Origin of the sequence: Pseudomonas sp. PA-5-4B (genome assembly GCF_021606215.1) — a bacterium.
Classification (GTDB): domain Bacteria; phylum Pseudomonadota; class Gammaproteobacteria; order Pseudomonadales; family Pseudomonadaceae; genus Aquipseudomonas; species Aquipseudomonas edaphica.
Genome location: NZ_WKDB01000067.1, coordinates 12,625 through 34,238, shown reverse-complemented (window position 1 = coordinate 34,238; position 21,614 = coordinate 12,625). Strand labels below are relative to the sequence as shown.

17 protein-coding genes are annotated in these 21,614 nt (G+C 61.4%); 11 read left to right on the top strand and 6 right to left on the bottom strand.

Features of this window, described 5'->3' with window-relative positions; all coding sequences use genetic code 11:
- Positions 1–353: 353 nt before the first annotated feature.
- Together macA and GIW28_RS25015 are read left to right on the top strand one after the other, a co-directional pair.
- Positions 354–1,505, top strand: coding sequence for a macrolide transporter subunit MacA (gene macA, locus GIW28_RS25020; protein ID WP_017134518.1), 1,152 nt, complete (start codon positions 354–356; stop codon positions 1,503–1,505).
- Between the two features lie 3 nt (positions 1,506–1,508).
- Positions 1,509–3,467 carry a MacB family efflux pump subunit gene (locus GIW28_RS25015; protein WP_017134517.1) on the top strand — a complete coding sequence of 653 codons (1,959 nt, stop codon included), beginning with the start codon at positions 1,509–1,511 and terminating at the stop codon, positions 3,465–3,467.
- Between the two features lie 987 nt (positions 3,468–4,454).
- Here GIW28_RS25015 and GIW28_RS25010 read toward each other — a convergent pair.
- A complete protein-coding gene (locus tag GIW28_RS25010) occupies positions 4,455–5,603 on the bottom strand; it encodes an aldose epimerase family protein (RefSeq protein ID WP_099549151.1) in 1,149 nt (382 codons plus the stop codon).
- Between the two features lie 138 nt (positions 5,604–5,741).
- Here GIW28_RS25010 and GIW28_RS25005 point away from each other — a divergent pair, with 138 nt between their 5' ends.
- A complete protein-coding gene (locus tag GIW28_RS25005; protein ID WP_017134567.1) occupies positions 5,742–6,509 on the top strand; it encodes an SDR family NAD(P)-dependent oxidoreductase in 768 nt (255 codons plus the stop codon).
- A 5-nt stretch (positions 6,510–6,514) separates the two neighbouring features.
- Here GIW28_RS25005 and GIW28_RS25000 read toward each other — a convergent pair whose 3' ends face one another.
- The 3 genes from GIW28_RS25000 to GIW28_RS24990 are packed head-to-tail and all read right to left on the bottom strand — an operon-like array spanning position 6,515 to position 8,543.
- Complete coding sequence (locus tag GIW28_RS25000) at positions 6,515–7,117, bottom strand: glutathione S-transferase family protein (RefSeq protein ID WP_236447688.1); 603 nt, start codon at positions 7,115–7,117, stop codon at positions 6,515–6,517.
- Positions 7,118–7,146: 29 nt separating this feature from the next.
- Complete coding sequence (gene mug / locus GIW28_RS24995) at positions 7,147–7,680, bottom strand: G/U mismatch-specific DNA glycosylase (RefSeq protein WP_236447689.1); 534 nt, start codon at positions 7,678–7,680, stop codon at positions 7,147–7,149.
- On the bottom strand, positions 7,677–8,543 hold the full coding sequence (locus GIW28_RS24990) for a LysR substrate-binding domain-containing protein (RefSeq protein WP_236447690.1): 867 nt from the start codon (positions 8,541–8,543) through the stop codon (positions 7,677–7,679). The genes mug and GIW28_RS24990 overlap by 4 nt, the downstream gene beginning before the upstream one ends.
- Positions 8,544–8,677: 134 nt before the next feature.
- Here GIW28_RS24990 and GIW28_RS24985 point away from each other — a divergent pair, with 134 nt between their 5' ends.
- Genes GIW28_RS24985 through GIW28_RS24970 form a run of 4 tightly spaced genes read left to right on the top strand, consistent with a single transcriptional unit; the run spans position 8,678 to position 12,804 of the window.
- Positions 8,678–9,730 carry an agmatine deiminase family protein gene (locus GIW28_RS24985; protein WP_017134571.1) on the top strand — a complete coding sequence of 351 codons (1,053 nt, stop codon included), beginning with the start codon at positions 8,678–8,680 and terminating at the stop codon, positions 9,728–9,730.
- Positions 9,731–9,734: 4 nt separating this feature from the next.
- On the top strand, positions 9,735–10,616 hold the full coding sequence (gene aguB, locus GIW28_RS24980) for an N-carbamoylputrescine amidase (RefSeq protein ID WP_017134572.1): 882 nt from the start codon (positions 9,735–9,737) through the stop codon (positions 10,614–10,616).
- Positions 10,613–11,695: an extracellular solute-binding protein gene (locus GIW28_RS24975; protein ID WP_026013487.1), complete on the top strand. Its 1,083-nt coding sequence runs from the start codon at positions 10,613–10,615 to the stop codon at positions 11,693–11,695. The genes aguB and GIW28_RS24975 overlap by 4 nt, the downstream gene beginning before the upstream one ends.
- A gap of 8 nt (positions 11,696–11,703) precedes the next feature.
- Positions 11,704–12,804: an agmatine deiminase family protein gene (locus tag GIW28_RS24970; RefSeq protein WP_236447691.1), complete on the top strand. Its 1,101-nt coding sequence runs from the start codon at positions 11,704–11,706 to the stop codon at positions 12,802–12,804.
- On the opposite strand, the gene GIW28_RS24965 is transcribed toward GIW28_RS24970, so the two are convergent.
- Complete coding sequence (locus GIW28_RS24965; protein WP_017134575.1) at positions 12,801–13,271, bottom strand: MarR family winged helix-turn-helix transcriptional regulator; 471 nt, start codon at positions 13,269–13,271, stop codon at positions 12,801–12,803. The genes GIW28_RS24970 and GIW28_RS24965 overlap by 4 nt on opposite strands.
- Before the next feature lie 274 nt (positions 13,272–13,545).
- On the opposite strand from GIW28_RS24965, the gene GIW28_RS24960 reads away from it, so the two are divergent.
- Genes GIW28_RS24960 through yghU form a run of 4 tightly spaced genes read left to right on the top strand, consistent with a single transcriptional unit; the run spans position 13,546 to position 20,173 of the window.
- Positions 13,546–16,725 carry an efflux RND transporter permease subunit gene (locus tag GIW28_RS24960; protein ID WP_236447692.1) on the top strand — a complete coding sequence of 1,060 codons (3,180 nt, stop codon included), beginning with the start codon at positions 13,546–13,548 and terminating at the stop codon, positions 16,723–16,725.
- A 1-nt stretch (position 16,726) separates the two neighbouring features.
- Positions 16,727–17,896 (top strand): efflux RND transporter periplasmic adaptor subunit, encoded by a 1,170-nt coding sequence (locus GIW28_RS24955; protein ID WP_099549159.1) that lies wholly within the window; start codon positions 16,727–16,729, stop codon positions 17,894–17,896.
- Entirely contained in the window at positions 17,889–19,334 is a 1,446-nt protein-coding gene (locus GIW28_RS24950) for an efflux transporter outer membrane subunit (protein WP_236459124.1), read from the top strand. The genes GIW28_RS24955 and GIW28_RS24950 overlap by 8 nt, the downstream gene beginning before the upstream one ends.
- Before the next feature lie 2 nt (positions 19,335–19,336).
- Positions 19,337–20,173 carry a glutathione-dependent disulfide-bond oxidoreductase gene (gene yghU, locus GIW28_RS24945; protein ID WP_017134579.1) on the top strand — a complete coding sequence of 279 codons (837 nt, stop codon included), beginning with the start codon at positions 19,337–19,339 and terminating at the stop codon, positions 20,171–20,173.
- 270 nt (positions 20,174–20,443) lie between these two features.
- On the opposite strand, the gene GIW28_RS24940 is transcribed toward yghU, so the two are convergent.
- Positions 20,444–21,493, bottom strand: coding sequence for a LacI family DNA-binding transcriptional regulator (locus GIW28_RS24940; RefSeq protein ID WP_099549164.1), 1,050 nt, complete (start codon positions 21,491–21,493; stop codon positions 20,444–20,446).
- Positions 21,494–21,614: the final 121 nt, after the last annotated feature.

Sequence of the window (21,614 nt, the reverse complement as noted above, 5' to 3'; positions counted from 1 at the left end):
CTTGAATCCGTGGGCCGCCGCGATGGGCCATCCTTGGCCCAGCGCGGCTAACCCGGCGTCCTGCCGGGTTACCCACGGATTCAAGCCTGCGTTCGGCCATCGTGGTTAACGGGGCGCCTCAGATCAAGATCAAAAGCAGAGCACGGCGGCCTAGTAGCCGACCTGAGTGGTTAGATCAAAAGCGAAAAGCGGAGTTGCATATACCTGGGATCTGCTTTTCTGTGGGAGCTGGCTTGCCTGCGATGCAGACACCTCGGTACATCAGTCACACCGAGTTGATGCTATCGCAGGCAAGCCAGCTCCCACACTGGACCGTGCCGTTTTAGGCCCTCTTCATCTTTTTATGGTCATTTATGGAAAAGTCTAAGTTTCGCAAAATTGGAATGCTCGCGGTGTTGGCTGTTGCCATTGGCCTGGTGGTGTACACGGTGCAGGCACCTGCCGATGCGCCGCAGTACCTCACTGCCACGGCTGAGCGCGGTGATATTGAGAATGCGGTGTTGGCCACCGGTTTGCTCGAGGGCATCAAGCAGGTCGATGTCGGCGCGCAGGTGTCGGGGCAGTTGAAGTCGCTCAAGGTCAAGGTCGGCGACAAGGTGAAGAAGGGCCAGTGGCTGGCCGAAATCGACCCGCTGATCCTGCAGAACACCTTGCGCAAGGCCCAGGTGGATGAGGAAAACCTGCAGGCCCAGCGCCGTGCCACGGCGGCGCAGCTCAAGCAGGCCAAGTCGGTGTATGAACGCTACAAGGGCTTGCAGGTGGATGAGTCGGTATCGCGCCAGGATTTTGAAGACGCCGAGTCCACTTTCCAGGTGCAACAGGCCAACCTGTTGTCGCTGGATGCGCAGATCAAAAGCGCGCATATCCAGATCGATACCGCCAAGGTCAATCTGGCGTACACACGCATCGTCGCGCCCATTGACGGCGATGTAGTCGGCATCGTCACGCAGGAAGGCCAGACCGTGATCGCCAACCAGTTGGCGCCGGTGCTGCTCAAGCTGGCCGACCTGGACACCATGACCGTCAAGGCCCAGGTGTCGGAGGCCGATGTGATCCATATCAGCCCCGGCCAGCAGGTGTATTTCACCATCCTGGGTGAAGCCGACAAGCGCTACTACGCCAAGTTGCGTGGCACGGAGCCGGCGCCACAGAACTTCCTCGAAACCCAGACCGCCGGTACGCCCAAGCAGAACACCGCGGTGTTTTACAACGCGCTGTTCGACGTGCCTAACCCGGACCATCGTCTGCGCATCGCCATGACCGCCCAAGTGCGTATTGTGCTCGACACTGCCCAGGCGGCCTTGATAGTGCCGGTGGCGGCGCTTGGTGCGCGCAATAACGACGGCACTTACCCGTTACGGGTGCTGGACGCCAAGGGCAAGGCGCTGTCGCGGGATGTGAAAACCGGCATCAATAACAACGTCAAGGTGCAGATCCTGGAGGGCCTGGCCGAGGGCGACAAAGTCGTGATCGGCGACGCCAGCCCAGCTGTGGCGGGGAACTGAGCCATGACCCAACCCCTGTTGGAGCTCAAGGGCATTACCCGCAGTTTCATGGCCGGCGAGCGCGAGTTCATCGCACTCAAGGGCATCGACCTGACGATTCATGCCGGCGAAATGGTCGCGATCATCGGTGCCTCGGGTTCGGGCAAATCCACCTTGATGAATATCCTCGGCGGCCTGGACTACGCCACCGCCGGCAGCTACAAGATCAACGGCATCGAGACCCGCTCGCTGGGCGATGAACAGTTGGCGGAACTGCGCCGGGATTACTTCGGGTTTATCTTCCAGCGCTACCATTTGCTCGCGCACTTGAGCGCCTTGCATAACGTGGAAATGCCGGCGATCTACGCCGGTACGCCCGAGAGCCAACGGCACAGCCGGGCGCGCGACCTGCTCACGCGCCTGGGCCTGGCGGGGCACACCACCCACCGCCCGAGCCAGCTCTCCGGTGGCCAGCAACAGCGCGTAAGTATCGCCCGGGCCTTGATGAATGGCGGTGAGGTGATCCTCGCCGACGAGCCCACCGGCGCCCTCGACACCCACAGCGGCAAGGAGGTGATGCGCATCCTCGCCGAGCTGCACGCGGCCGGGCACACGGTGATTATCGTCACCCACGACCCCAAGGTGGCGGCGAACGCCCAGCGGATTGTCGAGGTGTGCGATGGTGAAATAGTCAGCGACAAGTCCAATGACAGTGTGGGGCTGGAGTTGCCCAGCGAAGCGCCGATTGAGCCCAAGCGCAGCGGCGCTCGGCGCCTGGTGGCGAGCCTGGGGTTGTTCAAGGAGGCCTTCAATATGGCCTGGGTCGCGCTGATTTCCCATCGCATGCGTACCTTGCTGACCATGCTGGGTATTGTCATCGGCATTACCTCGGTGGTGTCGATTTCAGCGATCGGCGAGGGGGCCAAGCGTTATGTGCTCAAGGACATCCAGGCGATTGGCAGCAACACCATCGATATCTTTTCCGGCACCAGTTTCGGCGACAGTCGTGCGTCGGCCATCGAGACGTTGATGCCGTCGGATGTGGAGGCGTTGAATCAACTGTATTACGTCGACAGCGCCACGCCGGTGGTAGGGCGCAACCTGTTGCTGCGCTTTGGCAATATCGACCTGGATGCGCAGGTGAATGGCGTCAGTGATCGGTATTTCAAAGTGAAGGGGCTCAAGCTCGAAGCCGGGATTGCCTTCAGTGAAAGTGATGCGCGGCGTCAGGCGCAGGTGGTGGTGATTGACCACAACACTCGGCATCGCCTGTTCGGGCCGAACGTGGACCCGCTGGGGCAGGTGATCCTGGTTGGGAACCTGCCGTGTACGGTGATCGGGGTGACGGCTGACAATAAAAACATGTTCGCTGCCAGTAAGGCGTTGAACGTGTGGGTACCTTATGAAACGGCGGCGGGGCGGCTGTTGGGGCAGCGGCATCTGGACAGCATTACCGTGCGTATCAAGGATGGGCAGCCGAGCAAGGTGGTGGAAGACAACGTTAACAAGCTGATGCTGCAGCGGCATGGGACCAAGGATTTTTTCACCAATAACCTTGATAGCATCATGCAGACGGTGCAGAAAACCAGCCGCTCCCTGGCGCTGCTGTTGTCGCTGATTGCGGTGATTTCGTTGTTGGTGGGGGGGATTGGGGTGATGAATATCATGCTGGTGTCGGTCACTGAGCGCACCCGTGAGATTGGGATTCGCATGGCGGTGGGGGCGCGGCAGTCGGATATTCGCCAGCAGTTTCTGGTGGAGGCGGTGATGGTGTGTTTGATCGGCGGGGTTATTGGGATTTCGTTGTCTTACGCCATTGGGTATCTGTTTTCGCTGTTTGTGAAGGAGTGGGAGATGGTGTTTTCCGTGGGGTCGATTGTGACGGCGTTTGCGTGTTCGACGTTGATCGGGATTGTGTTTGGTTTTGTGCCGGCACGGAATGCGGCGCGGTTGGACCCGATTGAGGCGCTGGCGCGGGATTGATTGGCTTTTGGTGGCGGTTTGTCGGCGTGTATATCCGTTATTTGGGTAACGGCGGCTTATGGTTCCGCTCTTACAGCGGGTCACTTTTGGCAAACGCCCCAAAAGTAACCAAAAGGTCTGTGCCCCACCACTCGGTGCCTCGCCTAGGCTCGGCATGCCCGCACTCCGGCTTGAATCCGTGGGCCGCCGCGATGGGCCATCCTTGGCCCAGCGCGGCTAACCCGGCGTCCTGCCGGGTTACCCACGGATTCAAGCCTGCGTTCGGCCATCGTGGTTAACGGGGCGCCTCAGATCAAAAGCAGATCAAGATCAAGATCTACAGCACGGCGGCCTGAAAGCCGACCTGAGTGGTTAGATCAAAAGCGAAAAGCGGATTTGCATACACCTGGGATCTGCTTTTCTGTGGGAGCTGGCTTGCCTGCGATGCAGACACCTCGGTGCTTCAGGTACACCGAGTTGATGCCATCGCAGGCAAGCCAGCTCCCACCTTTGACCGAGTATGGCTCTGCTGTTGCTGTTGCTGTTGCTGTTGCTGTTGCTCCGGCTCTTACATCCTTTTCGATGACGAAGTCAGCGGTCTTTTGATCTGCGCTTTTGATCTTGATCTGAAATCGCCCCGTTAAACACGATGGCCGGAATCTGACAGTGATTTGGGGGGTAAACCGGCAGGGATGCCGGTTTAGCCGCCCCGCGCCATGGATGGCGCGTGGCGGCGGCCCCCCAAATCAGTGTCGGATTGCGGGCATGCCGAGCCACAGCGAGGCACCGAGTGTTGGGGCGAGGACTTTTTGCTTACTTTTTGGTCCTTCAAAAAGTGAGCCGCTGTAAGAGCGGAACCATAGGCCGCCGTTACCGCAGCAACGGATATGTACTCAGCAACCCTGAGCCAGCCCAAGACTTCAAACTGCCCCGGCACTCCCCGGTCACAAGGAAAAACCGGGGTGCCTGTCGCGAGGGCCGGCTCCTGCACCCCGGTTGCACCAACACTCAGTCGGCAGAAAACTTGAGCACAGTGTTCTGGCTATAAGTCTGCCCAGGATTCAACCGAGTCGAAGCAAATTTGGGTTGGTTGGGCGCATCAGGAAAATGCTGGGTTTCGAGGGTAAAAGCACTCCAGTGCTGATACGTCTTGCCGCCTTTGCCCTTCACCGTGCCATCGAGAAAGTTACTGGTGTAGAACTGCACCCCAGGCTCGCTGGTATAGAGCTTCAAGCGCCGGCCAGAAGCAGGGTCATGAACTTCGGCGGCGAGTTGCTTGATATCGCCCTGGGTGTCGAGCGCCCAGTTGAAGTCAAACCCGCCTTGTTTCGGCTCGGCAAATTTGAGCTGCGGATGCTCGTCCTTGATGTGCTGGCCGATCGGCGTGGGTTTGAGAAAGTCCATCGGCGTGCCCTTGACCGGTGCCAGCTCGCCGGTCGGAATCAGGGTGGCATTCACCGGTGTGTAATGGCTGGCATGCAAGGTCGCGACCTGCTTGAGAATGTCGCCATTGCCCGCGCCCGCCAGGTTGAAATAGCTGTGGTTGGTGAGGTTGAGCACGGTGGGTTTGTCGGTGCTGGCTTTGTAGTCGATATGCAGTTCGTTGTTATCGTTGAGGCTGTAGGTGACCTCGGTTTTAAGGTTGCCAGGGAAGCCCATTTCACCGTCCTTGGACAGGTAGCTGAGCTTGACGCCGACCGAGTCCTTGCCCTTGACGGGTTCGGCTTGCCAAACGTGCTTGTCAAACCCCTGGGCGCCGCCGTGCAGCGAATTTGGCCCGTCGTTGAGCGGCACCTGATAGCGCTTGCCATCAAGCTCAAACGCACCGCCCGCCAGGCGGTTGCCGAAGCGCCCGATGGTCGCGCCAAAAAAGGCCGTGCCGCTCTGATAGCCCTGCACGTCATCAAAACCCAGTACCACGTCATCGACCTTGCCGTTTTTATCCGGCACGTGCAGTGACTGCAACACGCCGCCGTAGGTGATCACCGTGGCTTGCATGCCGTGGCTGTTGCGCAAGATGTACTGCTCGACGGCGGTGCCGTCATTGGTTTTACCGAAGGGTTTGTGTTCGCTGGTGAGGCCCGCAGCCTGGGCGCCGCCGCTGGCAATCAGCAGGGACAAGGCGAGGCCGGAAAGCAGGTGACGAGGGTGCTTCATGGTCGAACTTCCTTTTGTTGTTTTCAGTGGAATAGTTCTACTAATGTGCGATATTTTGTCGTTGCAGCAGCAGATTTATAGCCTTTTACGGCCTGTTTGCAAAATAAAATAAGACTAATTAAGTGAGGCAACCTTTATATGACCACTCAGCAGGCTGTTTACCCCGACCTTGAGGGTAAGACCGTTCTGGTTTCCGGTGGTGCCTCAGGCATCGGCGAATTCCTGGTGCGCGCGTTCGCCGCGCAGGGCGCCAAGGTGGGTTTTGTGGACCGGGCGCAAAGCCAGGGTGAGCGGCTGGCCGCGCTGCTGCATTCCCAGGGCTACAAGGTTGAGTTCGTGTGTTGCGACATCACCGATGAAATCGCCTATAAAGCGGCGATCGAACGCTTTGAGCACTCGTTGGGGCCGATCACCGTACTGGTCAATAACGCGGCCAACGATGTGCGTCACACCCTGGAAGAAGTCGATTCGGCGATGTTCGACAGGCTGATCGCGGTCAACCTCAAGCACGCGTTCTTTGCTGCCAAGGCCGTGGTGCCGATGATGAAACGCGCTGGTGGCGGGGCGATCATCAACCTGGGCTCGGTGGGGTGGATGATGGCGTCTGCTGGCTACCCGGTGTACGCCGCCAGCAAGGCGGCTGCCCATGGCATGACCCGCGCCCTGGCACGTGAGCTGGGGCCGAACCATATTCGCGTGAACACCCTGGTGCCCGGTTGGGTCATGACCGAAAAACAGTTGGCAATGTGGGTCGATGATGCGGCCAAGGAGCTGATCAGCCGCAGCCAGTGCCTGCCCGGCAGCGTACTGCCGGAACACATCGCCAATATGGCGTTGTTTCTCGCCTCCGATGCCTCGGCGATGTGTTCGGCGCAGAACTTTATTGTGGATGGCGGCTGGGTCTAGGCCTGTTACTCGATGGGGTAGCGCTTGAACGCCGGGTGCTGTTCCAGCCGGTCGGCGTGACGTTGCAGGTTGGGGAATGCCTTGGGGTCGAGCACCGACGGCAGTTTGAGTTGGGTGAACGACCAAGCGACTGCCGTGGTCAGTGCAGCCTGGGTCAGCGGCCCCTCAGTGGTCTGAGCCAGGTGTTTTTCCAGCAGCGAATAGGCCGCCAGCAGTTGCCCGGTCACGCGCTCGACCCACGGTTCATGGCGTTTTTCTGCCGGGCGCAGATTGTCCTCATAGACGATCTGCACGGTTTTCTCGCAGGCCGCCAGGGCCAGCCCGAGCAGGTGCAGTTCGTGGGCGCGGGCGCCAGGCGCTTTTGCCAGCAGCTTCTTGTCGGTGGGGGCCTGGGCTTCGAAATAATCCAGGATCAGGCTGGAGTCCATCAGCAAGGTGCCGTCGTCCAGCACCAGGGTCGGCGCCTTGACCACCGGGTTGATCGCGTGGAACTGCTCGAAGGTGCTGAACACCGACACCGACTGATGTTCAAACGCCACGCCGTACAGGTCCAGGGAAATTGCCACGCGGCGTACGTAAGGCGAGTCAAGCATGCCTATCAGTTTCATGAAGCCTCCGTTGCTTTCAGGTGATGGGATCAGGAGATTAAGGGCACATGATTGTCCTGCGCAATGGCCTTGCGCAGTTGCTGATAGGCATCCACTAACTGCTCCAGGTTGAACGCCAAATTGCGCCCGCTGGGGTTGGGCAACACCCATACCGCTGCGCCGCCCAACAACAGCGGCTGCAACCCCCAGGCAACCTCGCGTTGGCCGGACACGGCGCTATAACCGACCTTGCCCAGAAAGGCCACGAAGCGTGGCTGCCAGCGGCGGATTTTTTGCTCAAACGCAACCGCGGCGTCGTTGAATTCATGCCGCGCCAATTCCCCCGCACTCGCCGTCGGACGCTCCACCAGTGTGGTCAGGCCGCAGTGGTAGTCGAGCAAGGTGCGCCCCTCTTCGGGGTGAATTTCATGGGGCGTGAAGCCGGCCAGGTGCAACGTGCGCCAGAAGCGGTTGCTGCGGTTGGCGAAGTGCAGGCCCAAGGAGGCGGAGCCTTTGCCGGGGTTGATGCCGCAGAACACCACGTTCAAGTGCTCGGTGAGGATGTCTTCAAGTCTGTCGCTCATGTCGGGTCTATCTGCAAACGCATCAGCAGCCATTCGGTAAAGCTGCGGGCCAGTGGGTCGTTTTCACTGTCACGGTGGGTCAACAGCGCCCAACTGGGACCGCGAATGGTGGCTTCGACCAGCGGCGTGAGCAAACCATCGGCCTGGGCCTGGCGGCTCAGCAGTTGGCTGACCAGGCCGATGCCCAGCCCGATGCACACGGCATCCAGCAGTAAACCTGGATCGGAAAAATTCAGCCCTTGGTCCTGTTGGCCCACATCAATACCGGCCTCCACGGCCCAATGGCTCCAGTCCATCTCTCGCTCGCCGTGCAACGTGGTGCGCTGCGCCGCAGGCACAGACAGCAGCTTGGGATGGCAAGCCGGAAACAGGCGGTCGGCATGCAGCACCTTGAAGCTGCATTCGGCCTGGGAGCTGATGTCGTCACGCACGGCCAGGTCGATGGTCTGGCTGGCCATGTCAGGCACTTCATCGGTGCTGAAGATCCACAGGTCTACCTCCGGGTGCCGCTGACGAAAGTCCGCCAGGCGTGGCAGCAGCCAGTGACGAGCAAAGGTCGGCGTGGTGTTGAGCACCAGTTGATTGGGTTTGCGGTACTGCCCCAGGCGTCGCACGCCCACCGCCAGTTGTTGCAGCAGCGCCTGGGTGGTGCTGAGGAAGTCATAACCTGCGTCGGTGAGGCTCACGCTGCGCCCGCTGCGTAAAAACAGCGGCTGCTCCAGGTAAGCCTCCAGGCTGCGGATCTGCTGGCTGATCGCCGATTGGGTCAGGTGCAGTTCTTCGGCAGCCTTGTGGAAACTGCCTAGCCGGGCGGCGGCTTCAAAGCCGCGCAGGGTGCCGAGGGGCGGCCAGTGGTTGAGCATATCGATAAGCTCCGCTAATCAGTTTTCTACAAAATCCATCGTTTGTTTGGCCTTTTCAGCCTACGTAGCATGTGCGCCAAGACTCCGTGGGCAGTTTTCACTGAACACAATGACTTAACTCAAAGGTGCTTGTCATGCAGCGTAGTGAAATTTTAAGCAGTGGTTGGTGTATGCCCGCGGAGTGGTCCCATCATGTGGCGACCTGGATGGTCTGGCCACATAACCAGGCGCTGTGGGAAAGCACCTGGGGTGTGACTTTGGCATTGGTGCAGCAGGATTTTGCGCGGGTCGCCAATGCCATCGCACGTTTTGAGCCAGTAAAAATGATTGTCGACCCTTCGGCAATCGCCAGTGCCAAAGCCCTGTGTGGCCCTGGCATCGAGTTGATCGCTGAGGCCGTCAATGACAGCTGGTGCCGCGACTCCGGCCCCACCTTCATTTGTCACCCGCAACAGGGTGCGGCAGGTGTGAGCTGGCGCTTCAACGCCTGGGGCGGCAAGTCGGCCCATGACTTGGACGAAAGCCTGGCGCGCCGGGTGCTTAATCACCTGGGGCTGGAATGCTTCGGCACGCCGCTGAGCAATGAAGGCGGCGCGATCCATGTGGACGGCGAGGGCACCTTGATCACCACCGAATCGGTGCTGCTCAACCCCAACCGCAATCCCGGTATGACCAAGGCCGAGATGGAAGAGGTCTTCGCGCGCCTGCTGGGGATCAAAAAGACTATCTGGCTGCCCGGCGACCCGGATTACGTCACTGGCGATATGACCGACGGCCACGTCGACGGCGTGTGTGCCTTCGCCCGCCCTGGCCTGCTGCTGGTGGATGCCACCCACGATCACCACTCGACCTACGCCCAAGTGGTACGCGAAAACCGTCGCGCCCTGGAACTGGCCACCGACGCCCATGGCCGCCGTTTCGAACTGATCGAACTGTATGAGGCCACCGACGCAGTGGACACCGATGCAGAAGTGTTTTGCGCCTCCTACACCAACTTCTACATTGCCAACGGCGCAATCATCATGCCGGCCTACGGCATTGAGGCTGATCAGGTAGCGGCCGAGGTGCTGGCCCAGGCGTTCCCGGGCCGTGAAATCGTGCCGGTGCAGATCAACCACTTGGCCCACGGCGGCGGCGGGGTGCATTGCATCACGCAACAGCAACCGGCCTGGCCGTTAAAGGGGTAATGCCATGACTGTATTGACGATTGCTACTACCCAGATGCCGTGTACCTGGGACTTGCCGGGTAACCTCGACCGCGCCGAGCGGTTGGTGCGCGATGCCGCCGCACAGGGCGCCCAGGTCATCCTGCTGCAGGAGCTGTTCGCCACGCCGTATTTCTGTATCGAGCAGCATCACAAACATTTGGCACTGGCCGAGGAGTATCAGCACAGCCGCGTGCTCAAGCGTTTCGCCGCATTGGCGAAGGAACTGGGCGTGGTGCTGCCGCTGAGCTGGTTCGAAAAGGCCGGTAATGCCTACTTCAATTCCCTGAGTGTGGCCAATGCCGATGGGCAGTTGATGGGCGTGTACCGCAAGACTCATATTCCCAACGCCATCGGCTACCAGGAGAAGGAATATTTCAGCCCCGGCGACACCGGTTTTCGCGTCTGGGACACGGCGTTCGGGCGCCTGGGTGTCGGTATCTGCTGGGACCAGTGGTTCCCCGAAACCGCCCGCTGCCTGGCGTTGCAGGGTGCTGAAGTGTTGTTGTTCCCCACGGCCATCGGCTCGGAACCCGGCTGCGCGGCGCTCGACTCCCGTGACCACTGGCAAATGACCATGCGCGGTCACGCCGCCGCCAACCTGGTGCCGGTAGTGGCGGCCAACCGCGTAGGCCGTGAAGTGGCGACAACGGATGCGAGCCTGCAAATGGATTTCTATGGCTCGTCGTTTATCTGCGACCACAAAGGCAAGCTGCTGGTCGAAGCTGATCGCGAATCCACTGGCGTACTCGTGCACTCCCTGGACCTGTCTGCGATGCGCGAAGAACGCCGGACCTGGGGCATCTTCCGCGACCGCCGCCCGCACATGTATGACGCACTGCTGACCCTGGACGGACGCCCATCATGAGACTGCTTTTGAGCTGTGCCCTGATCCTCACCAGCGCCTGCGCCACGGCCGATGACAAGACGCTGAAACTCTACAATTGGGCGGACTATTTTGCGCCGGACACCTTGTCGGCTTTCACCGCCGAGACCGGCATCAAGGTGATCTACGACGTGATGGACGGCAGCGAAACCCTGGAAGCCAAGTTGATGGCCGGCGGCAGCGGCTACGACCTGATCTTCCCCGGCGACACCGTGGCCGAGCGCCTGATGCGCGCCGGCAGCCTGCAACCGCTGGACCCTGCCAAGCTCACTGCGCTGGATGATATCGAGCCGGGTTTGCAGAAGTTGCGCAGCCACTACGTCAACTCGAACAAAGCCACGGTGCCCTACACCTGGGGGACTATCGGCCTGACCTACAACACCGCACAGATTAAGCAGCGCTTGCCGAACGCGCCGGTCAACAGTCTCGACCTGCTGTTCAAGCCCGAATTTGCCGCCAAGTTCGCCGACTGTGGCATTTCGCTGATCGATTCACCGGATGAAGTGCTGGCCGTGGTGCTCAACTACCTGGGGCGCGACCCGCGCAGCGCCAAACGTGAAGACCTGGCCGCTGCCAGTGACTTGCTGCTCAAGCTGCGCCCGTATATCCGCAAGTTCCAGTCGCAACCGGTGACCGACTTGGTCAACGGTGATTTGTGCCTGTCTCTCGGCTACAGCGGTGACATGACCCAAGCCCAGCGCGCCGCCGATGCGGCCGGCAAATCGGTGACCTTTGGTTATCACATCCCTCGCGAGGGCACCACGGTATGGATGGATACCATGGCCATTCCCGTCGACGCCCAGCACCCGGAATACGCCTATGCTTTTATCAACTTCGTGATGCGCCCGCAGAACATGGCCGCCATCACCAACTTCACCGGCTACCCTACGGCCAACGCCAAGGCCCGCCCGGCGGTGGAGGCAGCCATGCGTGATAACCCGCAAATTTACCCGGATGCAGCCACCTTCGAGCGGTTGATTGCCGGCAAAGACATCCCCCAGGCGGATATGCGTGCGCGCATGCGCATGTGGACTAAATTCAAGACAGCGACCACCAAGTAGAGACCCCCATGCCAACCCGTCGAACCTTCATCAAACAAGCCAGCGTGGTCTGTGCCATGACCTTATTCACCACCCATGTACGTGCCGCTGTCAAAGGCCGTTTCTACATGCCCGACGAAGGCGAAAAACACCGCCAAGCCTTTATCGCCTTTGGCGCCCAGGACGCTATCTGGGAAGACTTTACCGCTGATGTGCAAGCGGCCCTGGGCCGTATCGCCAGGGCGATTGCCAACTATGAGCCGGTCACTGTGTTCTGTCGCGAAGACGAGCGCGCATTGGCGGAAAAACACTGCGGCACGCGCAATATCACCTTTGTCGAAACCGAGTTGGACGATATCTGGATGCGCGACACCGGCGCCAATTTCGTCATCGATGGCACCGGTGGCGAAGGCGCAGTGGATTTCAACTTCAATGGCTGGGGCAACAAACAACAACATGCCGATGACGCGCAGTTGGCGGCGCTGGTGGCCGAAGAAACCGGCGCGCGCCACATTCGCAGTGAGCTGGTGGGCGAGGGTGGGGCAATCGAAGTGGATGGCCTGGGCACCGGCATCATGACCGAAAGCAGTTGGATCAACCGCAACCGCAACCCCGACTGGAGCAAGGCCGACGTGGAGGCCGAACTTAAGGAACGCCTGGGGCTGCGCAAGATCATCTGGCTGCCGGGCATCAAGGGCAAGGACATCACCGACGCCCACGTCGACTTCTACGCCCGGTTTGTGTCGCCCGGCGTGGTGCTGGCCAACCTCGATACCGACCCCGAGTCCTACGACCACAAAGTCACCCTTGCGCACCTGGAAATCCTCAAGAACGCCACTGACGCCGACGGCCGCCCGTTGCAGGTGCACACCGTATCGCCGCCGCTGAACCCGCGCAAAAGCAAGTTCAGCAAAGGTAACGAGGACTTCGCCGCCGGCTATATCAATTATTTTGTGATCAACGGCGCGGTAATTGCGCCCGAATTCGGCGACCCGGAGGCGGACCGCAAGGCATTGGACCTGCTGTCACGGCTCTACCCGAGCCGCAAAGTACTGCAACTCAATATCGATGCGATTGCCGCGGGCGGCGGCGGTATCCACTGCGTTACCAACCACCAGCCGATGGCTTAATTGTCCTTGGCCAACAGGGTGCGGGCAAATTCGTCGGAGGCGATAAAGTCCAGGGTCTGGCGCAGTTGCGCCGCCGCTTCACGGCCGAATGCCTGATCGAAGCGTTCGGCCATTTGCGTGGAAATACGCTTGGCCGCCAGGTGGGTGCGCTTGCCTTGTTCGGTCAGCAGCACGCGCCGGGTACGCCGGTCGAGTTCGTCCACGCGCAGCTCCACCAGGCCGTCACGTACCAGCGGTTTGAGCGTGTGGCCGAGCGCGGACAAATCCATCACCAGGGTTTGTGCCAGCTCGCCCATTTTCGGCGTGCCGGCCTTGGCGATGCGGTTGAGCAGCGCGTATTGCGTGGCTTTGAGCCCGCAGGGCGCGAACGCTTCGTCATAGATCTGGCCCAGGCGGCGCGAGGTGCGGCGCACGGCACCGTTGACGCAGGCGCTGGGGCTCTCGGAGCAAGGCGGGGCAGATTTCAAGGGCAGATACTCTCTGATACAAAACACGACGCGGCTGATTATGCCTGCGCGACCTGTCAGGACAAGGCCTTTCGGACCGAACTGACGTTCCAGATGAAAACTGAGACAGCTTGAAACAAATTAGTTGCGTATGCCACTAAGTTCGATATCGTGGCATATGCCTCTTTGTGACCGGGATGTCGTTACAAAAACCCCAGGACGTGCATGGGGCGAGGCGGGAAACGGCATGGCGCAGCCTGCTTGACCGACCAATCTCCTGTCTGGATCACCTCCTATGCTCAACCTCGTGCGCATCGCCTTGCTGCGCCCCTATACCTTTTTGGTATTGGCCATTTTCATCCTGATCGTCGGGCCGCTGGCGGCCTGGCGCACGCCGACGGACATCTTCCCGGAAATCCGCATTCCGGTGATTGCGGTGATCTGGCAGTACACCGGTTTGCCGCCGGACCAGATGGCGGGGCGCATCACCTCGCCGTTCGAGCGGGTGCTGACCACCACCGTGAACGACATTCGCCATATCGAAGCGCAGTCGATGAACGGCTACGGGATTGTGAAGATCTTCTTCCAGCCCGGCGTCAACATCAGCACCGCCAACGCCCAGGTGACGTCGGTGTCCCAGGCGATCCTGCGGCAATTGCCGCCCAGCACCGTGCCGCCGCTGGTGCTCAACTACAGCGCCTCCACCGTGCCGATTGTGCAGCTTGCACTCTCTGGGCCGGGCCTGAGCGAACAGCGCCTGGGTGATATCGGCCTGAACCAGGTGCGCCTGATGCTCACCAGCGTGCCCGGCGCGGCCCTGCCATACCCGTTTGGCGGCAAGAGCCGGCAAGTGCAGATCGACCTCGATTCGGCGCGCATGCAAGCCCGTGGCCTGTCGGCACAGGACGTCGCCACTGCCCTGGCCACGCAGAACCTGATCACCCCGGTAGGCACCCAGAAGATCGGCAGCTACGAATTCAACCTGCAACTGAACAACTCACCTTCGGACTTCCATGACCTGGAAAACCTGCCGATCAAGACCGCCGACGGCACCACCGTGCTGATCCGGGACGTGGCCACCGTGCGCGACGGCAACCCGCCGCAAACCAACATCGTGCATGTGAACGGCAACCGCTCGGTGCTGCTGCCGGTGCTCAAGACCGGTTCGGCATCGACCTTGGGCGTGATCGCGGGCATCAAGGAAAAGCTTGCCGACAACAAGGCTGCGTTGCCGCCCAACTTGAATATCGATTTGATCGGCGACCAGTCGCTGTTCGTGCGTTCGGCCATCAGCGGCGTGGCCCGTGAAGGCTTGATCGCGGCGGCGCTGACCAGCCTGATGATTTTGCTGTTCCTCGGCAGTTGGCGTTCGACGGTGATCATTGCCACCTCGATTCCGCTGGCGATCCTGGCCTCGATAGCCACGCTTTCGGCGCTGGGCGAAACCCTGAATATCATGACCCTCGGCGGCCTGGCGCTGGCCGTCGGTATTCTGGTGGACGATGCCACGGTAACCATCGAGAACATCAACTGGCACCTGGAGCAGGGCAAACCGGTGCAGACGGCAATCCTCGACGGGGCGGCGCAGATCGTGACCCCGGCGTTTGTCTCGCTGCTGTGTATCTGCATCGTGTTTGTGCCGATGTTCTTCCTGGAGGGTGTGGCGCGCTTCCTGTTCGTGCCGATGGCCGAAGCGGTGATCTTTGCCATGATCGCCTCGTTCCTGCTGTCGCGGACCCTGGTGCCGACATTGGCCAACTACCTGCTCAAGCCGCATCTACACGGCGACGACGGGCACGCACCGTCGCGCAACCCGCTGGTGAATTTCCAGCGCGGTTTCGAAAAGCGTTTTGAAGCCTTTCGCGAGCGTTACCACAGCGTATTGCACAGCGCCTTGCACCATCGTCGCGCGGTGGTGATCGGCTTGCTGGCGTTTGTCGCCGTGTCGTTTGCGTTGGTGCCGTTCCTGGGCCGCAACTTCTTCCCCGAGGTCGATTCCGGGTTGATCCTGTTGCACGTCCGCGCTCCGGTGGGCACACGGGTGGAGAGTAATGCGCACCTGATTGCCGACATCGAAAACGCGATCCGGCGCAAAGTCCCGGCCCAGGAACTTAAAGCCTTGGTCGACAACATCGGCCTGTCCATCAGCGGTATCAACGTGGTGTACAACAACACCGGCACCGTGGGTTCCCAGGACGCCGATATCCAGATCAGCCTCAACGAAGGCCATCGCCCGACCGCCGAGTACATGCGCCAATTGCGCGAAACCCTGCCACGGGAGTTCCCTAGCGCGGTGTTCTCGTTCCCGGCCTCGGACATTGTCGGGCAGATCCTCAACTTCGGTTCTTCGGCACCGATCGACCTGCAAATCACCGGCAATAACCTCGCGGGCAACTTCACCTATGCCAGCGCGCTGCTGCGTGATATTCGCCGGGTGCCGGGGGTGGTGGATGCGCGCATCCAGCAGTCGCGGCAATTGCCGACGTTCAATATCGACGTGGACCGCACCCGTGCGCAGTTGGTCGGCCTCACCGAGCGCGATGTCACCAACAGTCTGGTGGTCAACTTGGCGGGCTCCAGCCAGGTGGCACCGACGTTCTGGTTGAACCCGGCCAATGGCATTTCCTACCCGATCGTGATGCAAACCCCGCAATACAACCTGGAAAGCCTGGCCGCACTGCACAACTTGCCGCTGAGCGGCAGCAATGGCGCGGCCACCGACCAGACCTTGGGCGGCCTGGCGAATATCCAGCGCAGCCACAGCAGTTCGGTGTTCAGCCAGTCGGATATCCAGCCGGTGGTTGAGGTGCTGACGGCGATTCAGGACCGCGATTTGGGTGGCGTCGCTGCCGATATCCAGAAAATCATCGCGGCCCACGCCGGTGAAGTGCCGACCGGCTCCAAGGTGATTTTACAGGGCCAGGTGCAGACCATGAACGCGGCCTTCAGTGGCTTGCTGTTCGGCCTGTTGGGCGCGGTGGTGCTGATCTACCTGCTGATCGTGGTCAACTTCCAGTCCTGGGCCGACCCGTTTGTGATCATCACCGCGTTGCCGGCGGCACTGGCGGGCATTGTGTGGATGCTGTTTGTCACGCATACGCCGCTGTCGGTGCCCGCCTTGACGGGGGCGATCATGTGCATGGGCGTGGCCACCGCCAACGCCATCCTGGTGGTGAGCTTCTGCCGTGAGCGCCTGGCTGTGCATGGCGATGCCGTGCAGGCCGCGCTGGAGGCCGGTTTCACGCGGCTGCGGCCGGTGTTGATGACCGCCATCTCGATGATTATCGGCATGGCGCCCATGGCTTTGGGCCTGGGCGAGGGCGGTGAGCAGAACGCGCCGCTCGGGCGTGCGGTGATCGGCGGGCTGGCGTTTGCCACCATCGCCACGTTGATTCTGGTGCCATTGATTTTCAGTCTGGTCCACGGGCGTCGCCAACACGCCACGCTGGCGACTACCGTTTCCCAAGGGGTTTGACATGTCCGTTTCTATTGCTGAAAAAAAGCCGTCCCGTGGCCTGCTGTGGCTGATCGTGGGCGGGGTGACGGTGGTGGTCGTCGTCGGTGTCGGCCTGAGCGTGCGTGCCAGTGATTCCCGTGACCTCAGGACCTGGACCGACGCGCAGGCGCTGCCCAGCGTCAACCTGGTCAAGCCGGTGGTGCAAGCACAAGGCCCGGTACTCAATTTGCCGGGGCGCATGGAAGCCTATTCGCGCGCGTCGATTTTTGCCCGGGTCAATGGCTACCTGAAATCCTGGAATGTCGACATCGGCACGCGCGTCAAAGCCGGCCAGGTATTGGCCGAAATCGACACCCCGGAACTCGACCAGCAACTGCTGCAAGCCCGCGCCACTTTGGCCTCAGCCCAGGCCGATGAACACCTGGCCGATACCACCGCCAAGCGCTGGCAGGCGATGCTCGCGACCGACTCGGTGTCGCGCCAGGACGTCGACGAGCGCACCGGCGACCTGACCGCCAAGCAGGCCAAAGTGACGGCGGCCAAAGCCAATGTCGAGCAGTTGGTGGCGACCAAGGGCTTCCAGCATCTGGTCGCGCCGTTTGCCGGTGTGGTCACCGCGCGCAGTACCGACGTGGGCGCGTTGATCAGCGCTGGCGGCACCGCCGGCAAAGAGCTGTTTGCGGTGGCCGACGTCAGCCGTCTGCGCGTGTATGTGCAGGTGCCGCAGACCTTCTCGCCACAGATTCGCGAAGGCACTACGGCGCGCCTGAGCGTGCCGGAGTATCGCGGCGAAACCTTTACCGGCAAGGTGATCGCCACTGCCGATGCGGTCAACGCCGCGTCCGGCAGCACCTTGGTGCAACTGCTGGTGGACAACCCCGGCGGCCGCCTGCTGCCCGGTGGCTACACCAGCGTGCAGTTTGATTTGCCGGTGCAGGCCGACGTGCTGCGCGTACCGTCCAGTGCCCTGGTGTTCGATGACAAGGGTATGCGCGTCGCCACCCTCGACAGCCAGGACCATGTGCACTTCAAGACCGTCACCATCGCCCGTGACTTTGGCGACAGCGTGGAGATCGCCAGCGGCCTGCAAGCGGCTGACCGCGTGATCGATACGCCGCCGGATGGCCTGGCCGATGATGATTCGGTGCAATTGGCTGCCGCTTCCGTCGAGGCCAAACCCCATGGCTAAGCGCAACCTGCTGGGCCTGCTCGCCACCTTGAGCCTGGGTGCCTGCTCGTTGGCGCCGCCGCTTGAAGTGCCGCAAACACCTGTCGCCGCGCAGTTTCACACCCAAGGCCCGTGGACGGTCGGCGCGCCCGACGACCAGGCCAACCGAGACGGCTGGTGGCGCATCTACAACGACCCGCAGCTGGATGCGATGCAGCAGCAGTTGCTGAAAAACAACCCGGACCTGAGCGCGGCACTCGCGCATTACCAGCAGTCCCAGGGGTTCCTGGCCCAGGACCGTTCGGGGCTGTTCCCCAAGCTCTCGGCCATCGGCAGCGGCCAGCGTATTCGCCAGTCGGGCACCAAACCGCTGCGCTCGGCCACCTCGCCGGACGTCTATAACTCCGCGACATTGGGCCTGGAGGTGGATTATGAAGTCGACCTGTGGGGCCGCGTGCGCGACACGGTTGCGGCCGGCACCAGTGACTCGGAGGCGGCCAGGGCCGACCTGGCGTCGGTACGCCTGAGCCTGCAAGCGCAATTGGCTGACAGTTACATCCGCCTGCGCGGTATCGACTGGCAGAACCAACTGCTGGAACAGACCCGCGACGCCTACACCAAAGCCCTTAGCCTGACCGAAGGCTTGCACGGCGGCGGGATCGTGTCCGGGCTGGACGTGGCGCGGGCGCGCACGCAGCTGTCGACGGTCAAGTCGCAATTGAACCAGAGCCTGGTGCAACGGGCGGTGCTGGAGCATTCGATTGCGGCGATGCTGGGGGAGTCCGCCTCAACCTATACCGTCGCCGTGAATGTGGCGCCGATTGCCTTGCCCAACGTGCCCACGGGCGTGCCGTCGAGCCTGCTGCAACGCCGCCCGGATATTGCCGCTGCCGAGCGTCGCATCGCGTCGGCCAATGCGCGGATCGGCGTGGCCAAGGCCGCGTGGTTCCCGCAGATCACCTTGAGCGCCCAGGGCGGCTATCAGAGTGACGAGTTTGCCCGTTTGCTCAGCGCACCCAACCTGTTCTGGGCCATCGGCCCGTCGCTGGTCGGCACAATCTTTGATGGCGGCGCGCGCCAGGCCCAGGTGGATATTGCCAAGGCCGCCACTGACGAAGCCGCGGCCAAATACCGTGGCGTAGTGCTGGGCGCTTTCGAGCAAGTGGAAGACAACCTGTCGCAGATTGCGGGCCTGGGCAGCGCCCTGGATGACCAGCGTGACGCTGCCGCTGCCGCACAATACGCCGAAGACCTGTCGACCTCGCGTTATCGCCAGGGCGCCGTGGCCTATCTGGATGTGGTCACCGCCCAAGTGGCTGCGCTGGAAGCCAAGCGCAGTGTGCTGCAACTGCAAACCCAGCAATTAAGCGCTAATGTGGGCCTGATCAAGGCGCTGGGCGGCGGATGGAACGTGGCCCAACTGGCTGCATCGAACAGTACTCAAATCAAGGAGAAGTGAGCATGACCGACTACCTACCCCCGAAGGTGTGGACCTGGGACACCGAAAGTGGCGGCACTTTCGCCAGCATCAACCGACCCATTGCCGGTGCGACCCATGACAAAGCACTGCCGGTCGGCAAACACCCGTTGCAGCTGTATTCCCTGGCCACGCCGAATGGGCAGAAGGTCACCATCCTGCTCGAAGAACTGCTGGCCCTGGGGCACAGCGGCGCGGAATATGACGCGTGGCTGATCAAGATCGGCGATGGCGACCAGTTCGGCAGCGGCTTTGTGGCAGTCAACCCCAACTCCAAGATCCCGGCGTTGATGGACCACAGTGGTGACACGCCGATTCGCGTATTCGAGTCGGGTGCGATCCTGCACTACCTGGCCGAGAAATTTGGCGCGTTCTTCCCCACCGAGCCTGCTGCGCGGGCTGAGTGTTTGTCGTGGCTGTTCTGGCAGATGGGCAGCGCGCCGTACCTGGGCGGCGGCTTCGGGCATTTTTACGCCTATGCGCCGAGCAAGATGGAATACCCGATCAATCGCTTCGCCATGGAAACCAAGCGTCAACTGGACGTGCTCGACCAGCGCCTGGCGGTGAGTAAGTACATTGCCGGCGATGAGTACACCATTGCCGATATTGCGATCTGGCCGTGGTATGGCGGCTTGGTCAAGGGCCGTTTGTACGGCGCGTCAGCGGAGTTTTTGTCGGTGCACGAGTACAAGCACGTGCTGCGCTGGGCCGAGGCGATTGAAGCACGTCCGGCGGTGCAGCGTGGGCGGCGGGTGAATCGGGTGTCCGGGGCACCTGAGGAGCAACTGGCTGAGCGCCACGACGCCACCGATCTGGACTGAAACCCGGGCAAATTGTGGGAGCTGGCTTGCCTGCGATGACGGAGTGTCAGTCGATAAATTTGCAACTGACCCACCGCTATCGCGGGCAAGCCCGCTCCCACCTTTGGACCTCCATATTCTTCCAAACTATTTGTAGCGCTGCTCGAACTGCACCCACACGTTGCGCTGGCCGAGGCGGTTGAAATACACCGATTTTGGACTGAAACTCGATCAAACTGTGGGAGCTGGCTTGCCTGCGATTGCGGTGGGCCAGTTTTTGATCGTTGTGTATCAGTTGGACAGGTTCTCCGAGGTCACGATCTGCGGTGGGATATGCACTCTGTGCCGCAGTGGATCGAAGGCCTCGGCGGCCTGCAACTCCACCAGTAATTCGATCAGCGCGGTCGCCGTCTGCCGAGGCTGCGAGTCCATCACCACATCAATCAAACCTCGGCTCAGCGCCTCACGCGACAACGCGGTGGACTCCTGCAAAATGCAGCACAGCGCCGGCCGTTTGGGCAGCTGCGCCAGGGCATTGATCACGCCGTCGCCGCCGCCGCCCACCACGCACAGGCCGCGCAGGTCGGTGTGGCGGGTGAGCAGGTCGAGGGTGGCTTCTTCAGTGATGTCGCTGTTGTCCAGGTTGATCAGCGGTTCCAGCGGCTTGAGCCCCGGCGCATGCTCGGCCAGGTAACTGTGCAAGCCTTCAACCCGCGCCTGGTGGCCGAGAAAACGATGGCCGCCCAACAGGATGCCGACGCTGCCTTTGCGTGCGCCGCAGGTGCGCGCCAGCAGCCAGCCCATGGTGCGCCCGACCACGTGGTTATCCTGGCCCACATACGGCTCCAAGGCTTGTTCGTGGATATCCGAGAGCAGCGCAACCACCGGCACGCCGGCTTCGCGAACCTGCGCCAGTGTGGCGTTGATCAACGGGTGGGCGAAGCTGACGACGGCGAGCGCGTCGCATTGCACCGCCAGTTGCTCGATTTGCGTAGCGATGGCACTGGGCGTGCGGTCGAGAATGTAGTCGAACTGGCAGGTCAGGTTGGCTGTAGCGTGCTGCTGCGCGGCCGTGCTGATCGACTGCGCCAGGTTGGCGTAAAACGCTTGGGCGGTGCCCAGCAGCAGGATGCCGAAACGGTAGGTGGGGCGCCGCTCACGAATGCGTTGGCCTATCAGCCGTGCAGCAAAATAACCCACGGCTTCGGCGGCCTGGAACACCTGTTCGGCGGTCTGCGGATTCACCGGCGCTCGGGCGTTGAGTACGCGGTCGACGGTGGCCACACTCAAGCCCGCCTGGGCGGCAACGGTGGCGATGGTCGGGCGTTTATTATTATTCATGACAGGCCTCTCAAGCGTCTTGATAGAAAACTATCAAGCCTCGCTGGGCCTGGATGATAGCTTGATAGGGAATGGATTCAAGGCCTTGAGGCGGATTTATCCGCGCTCTATGGTTGGTTCG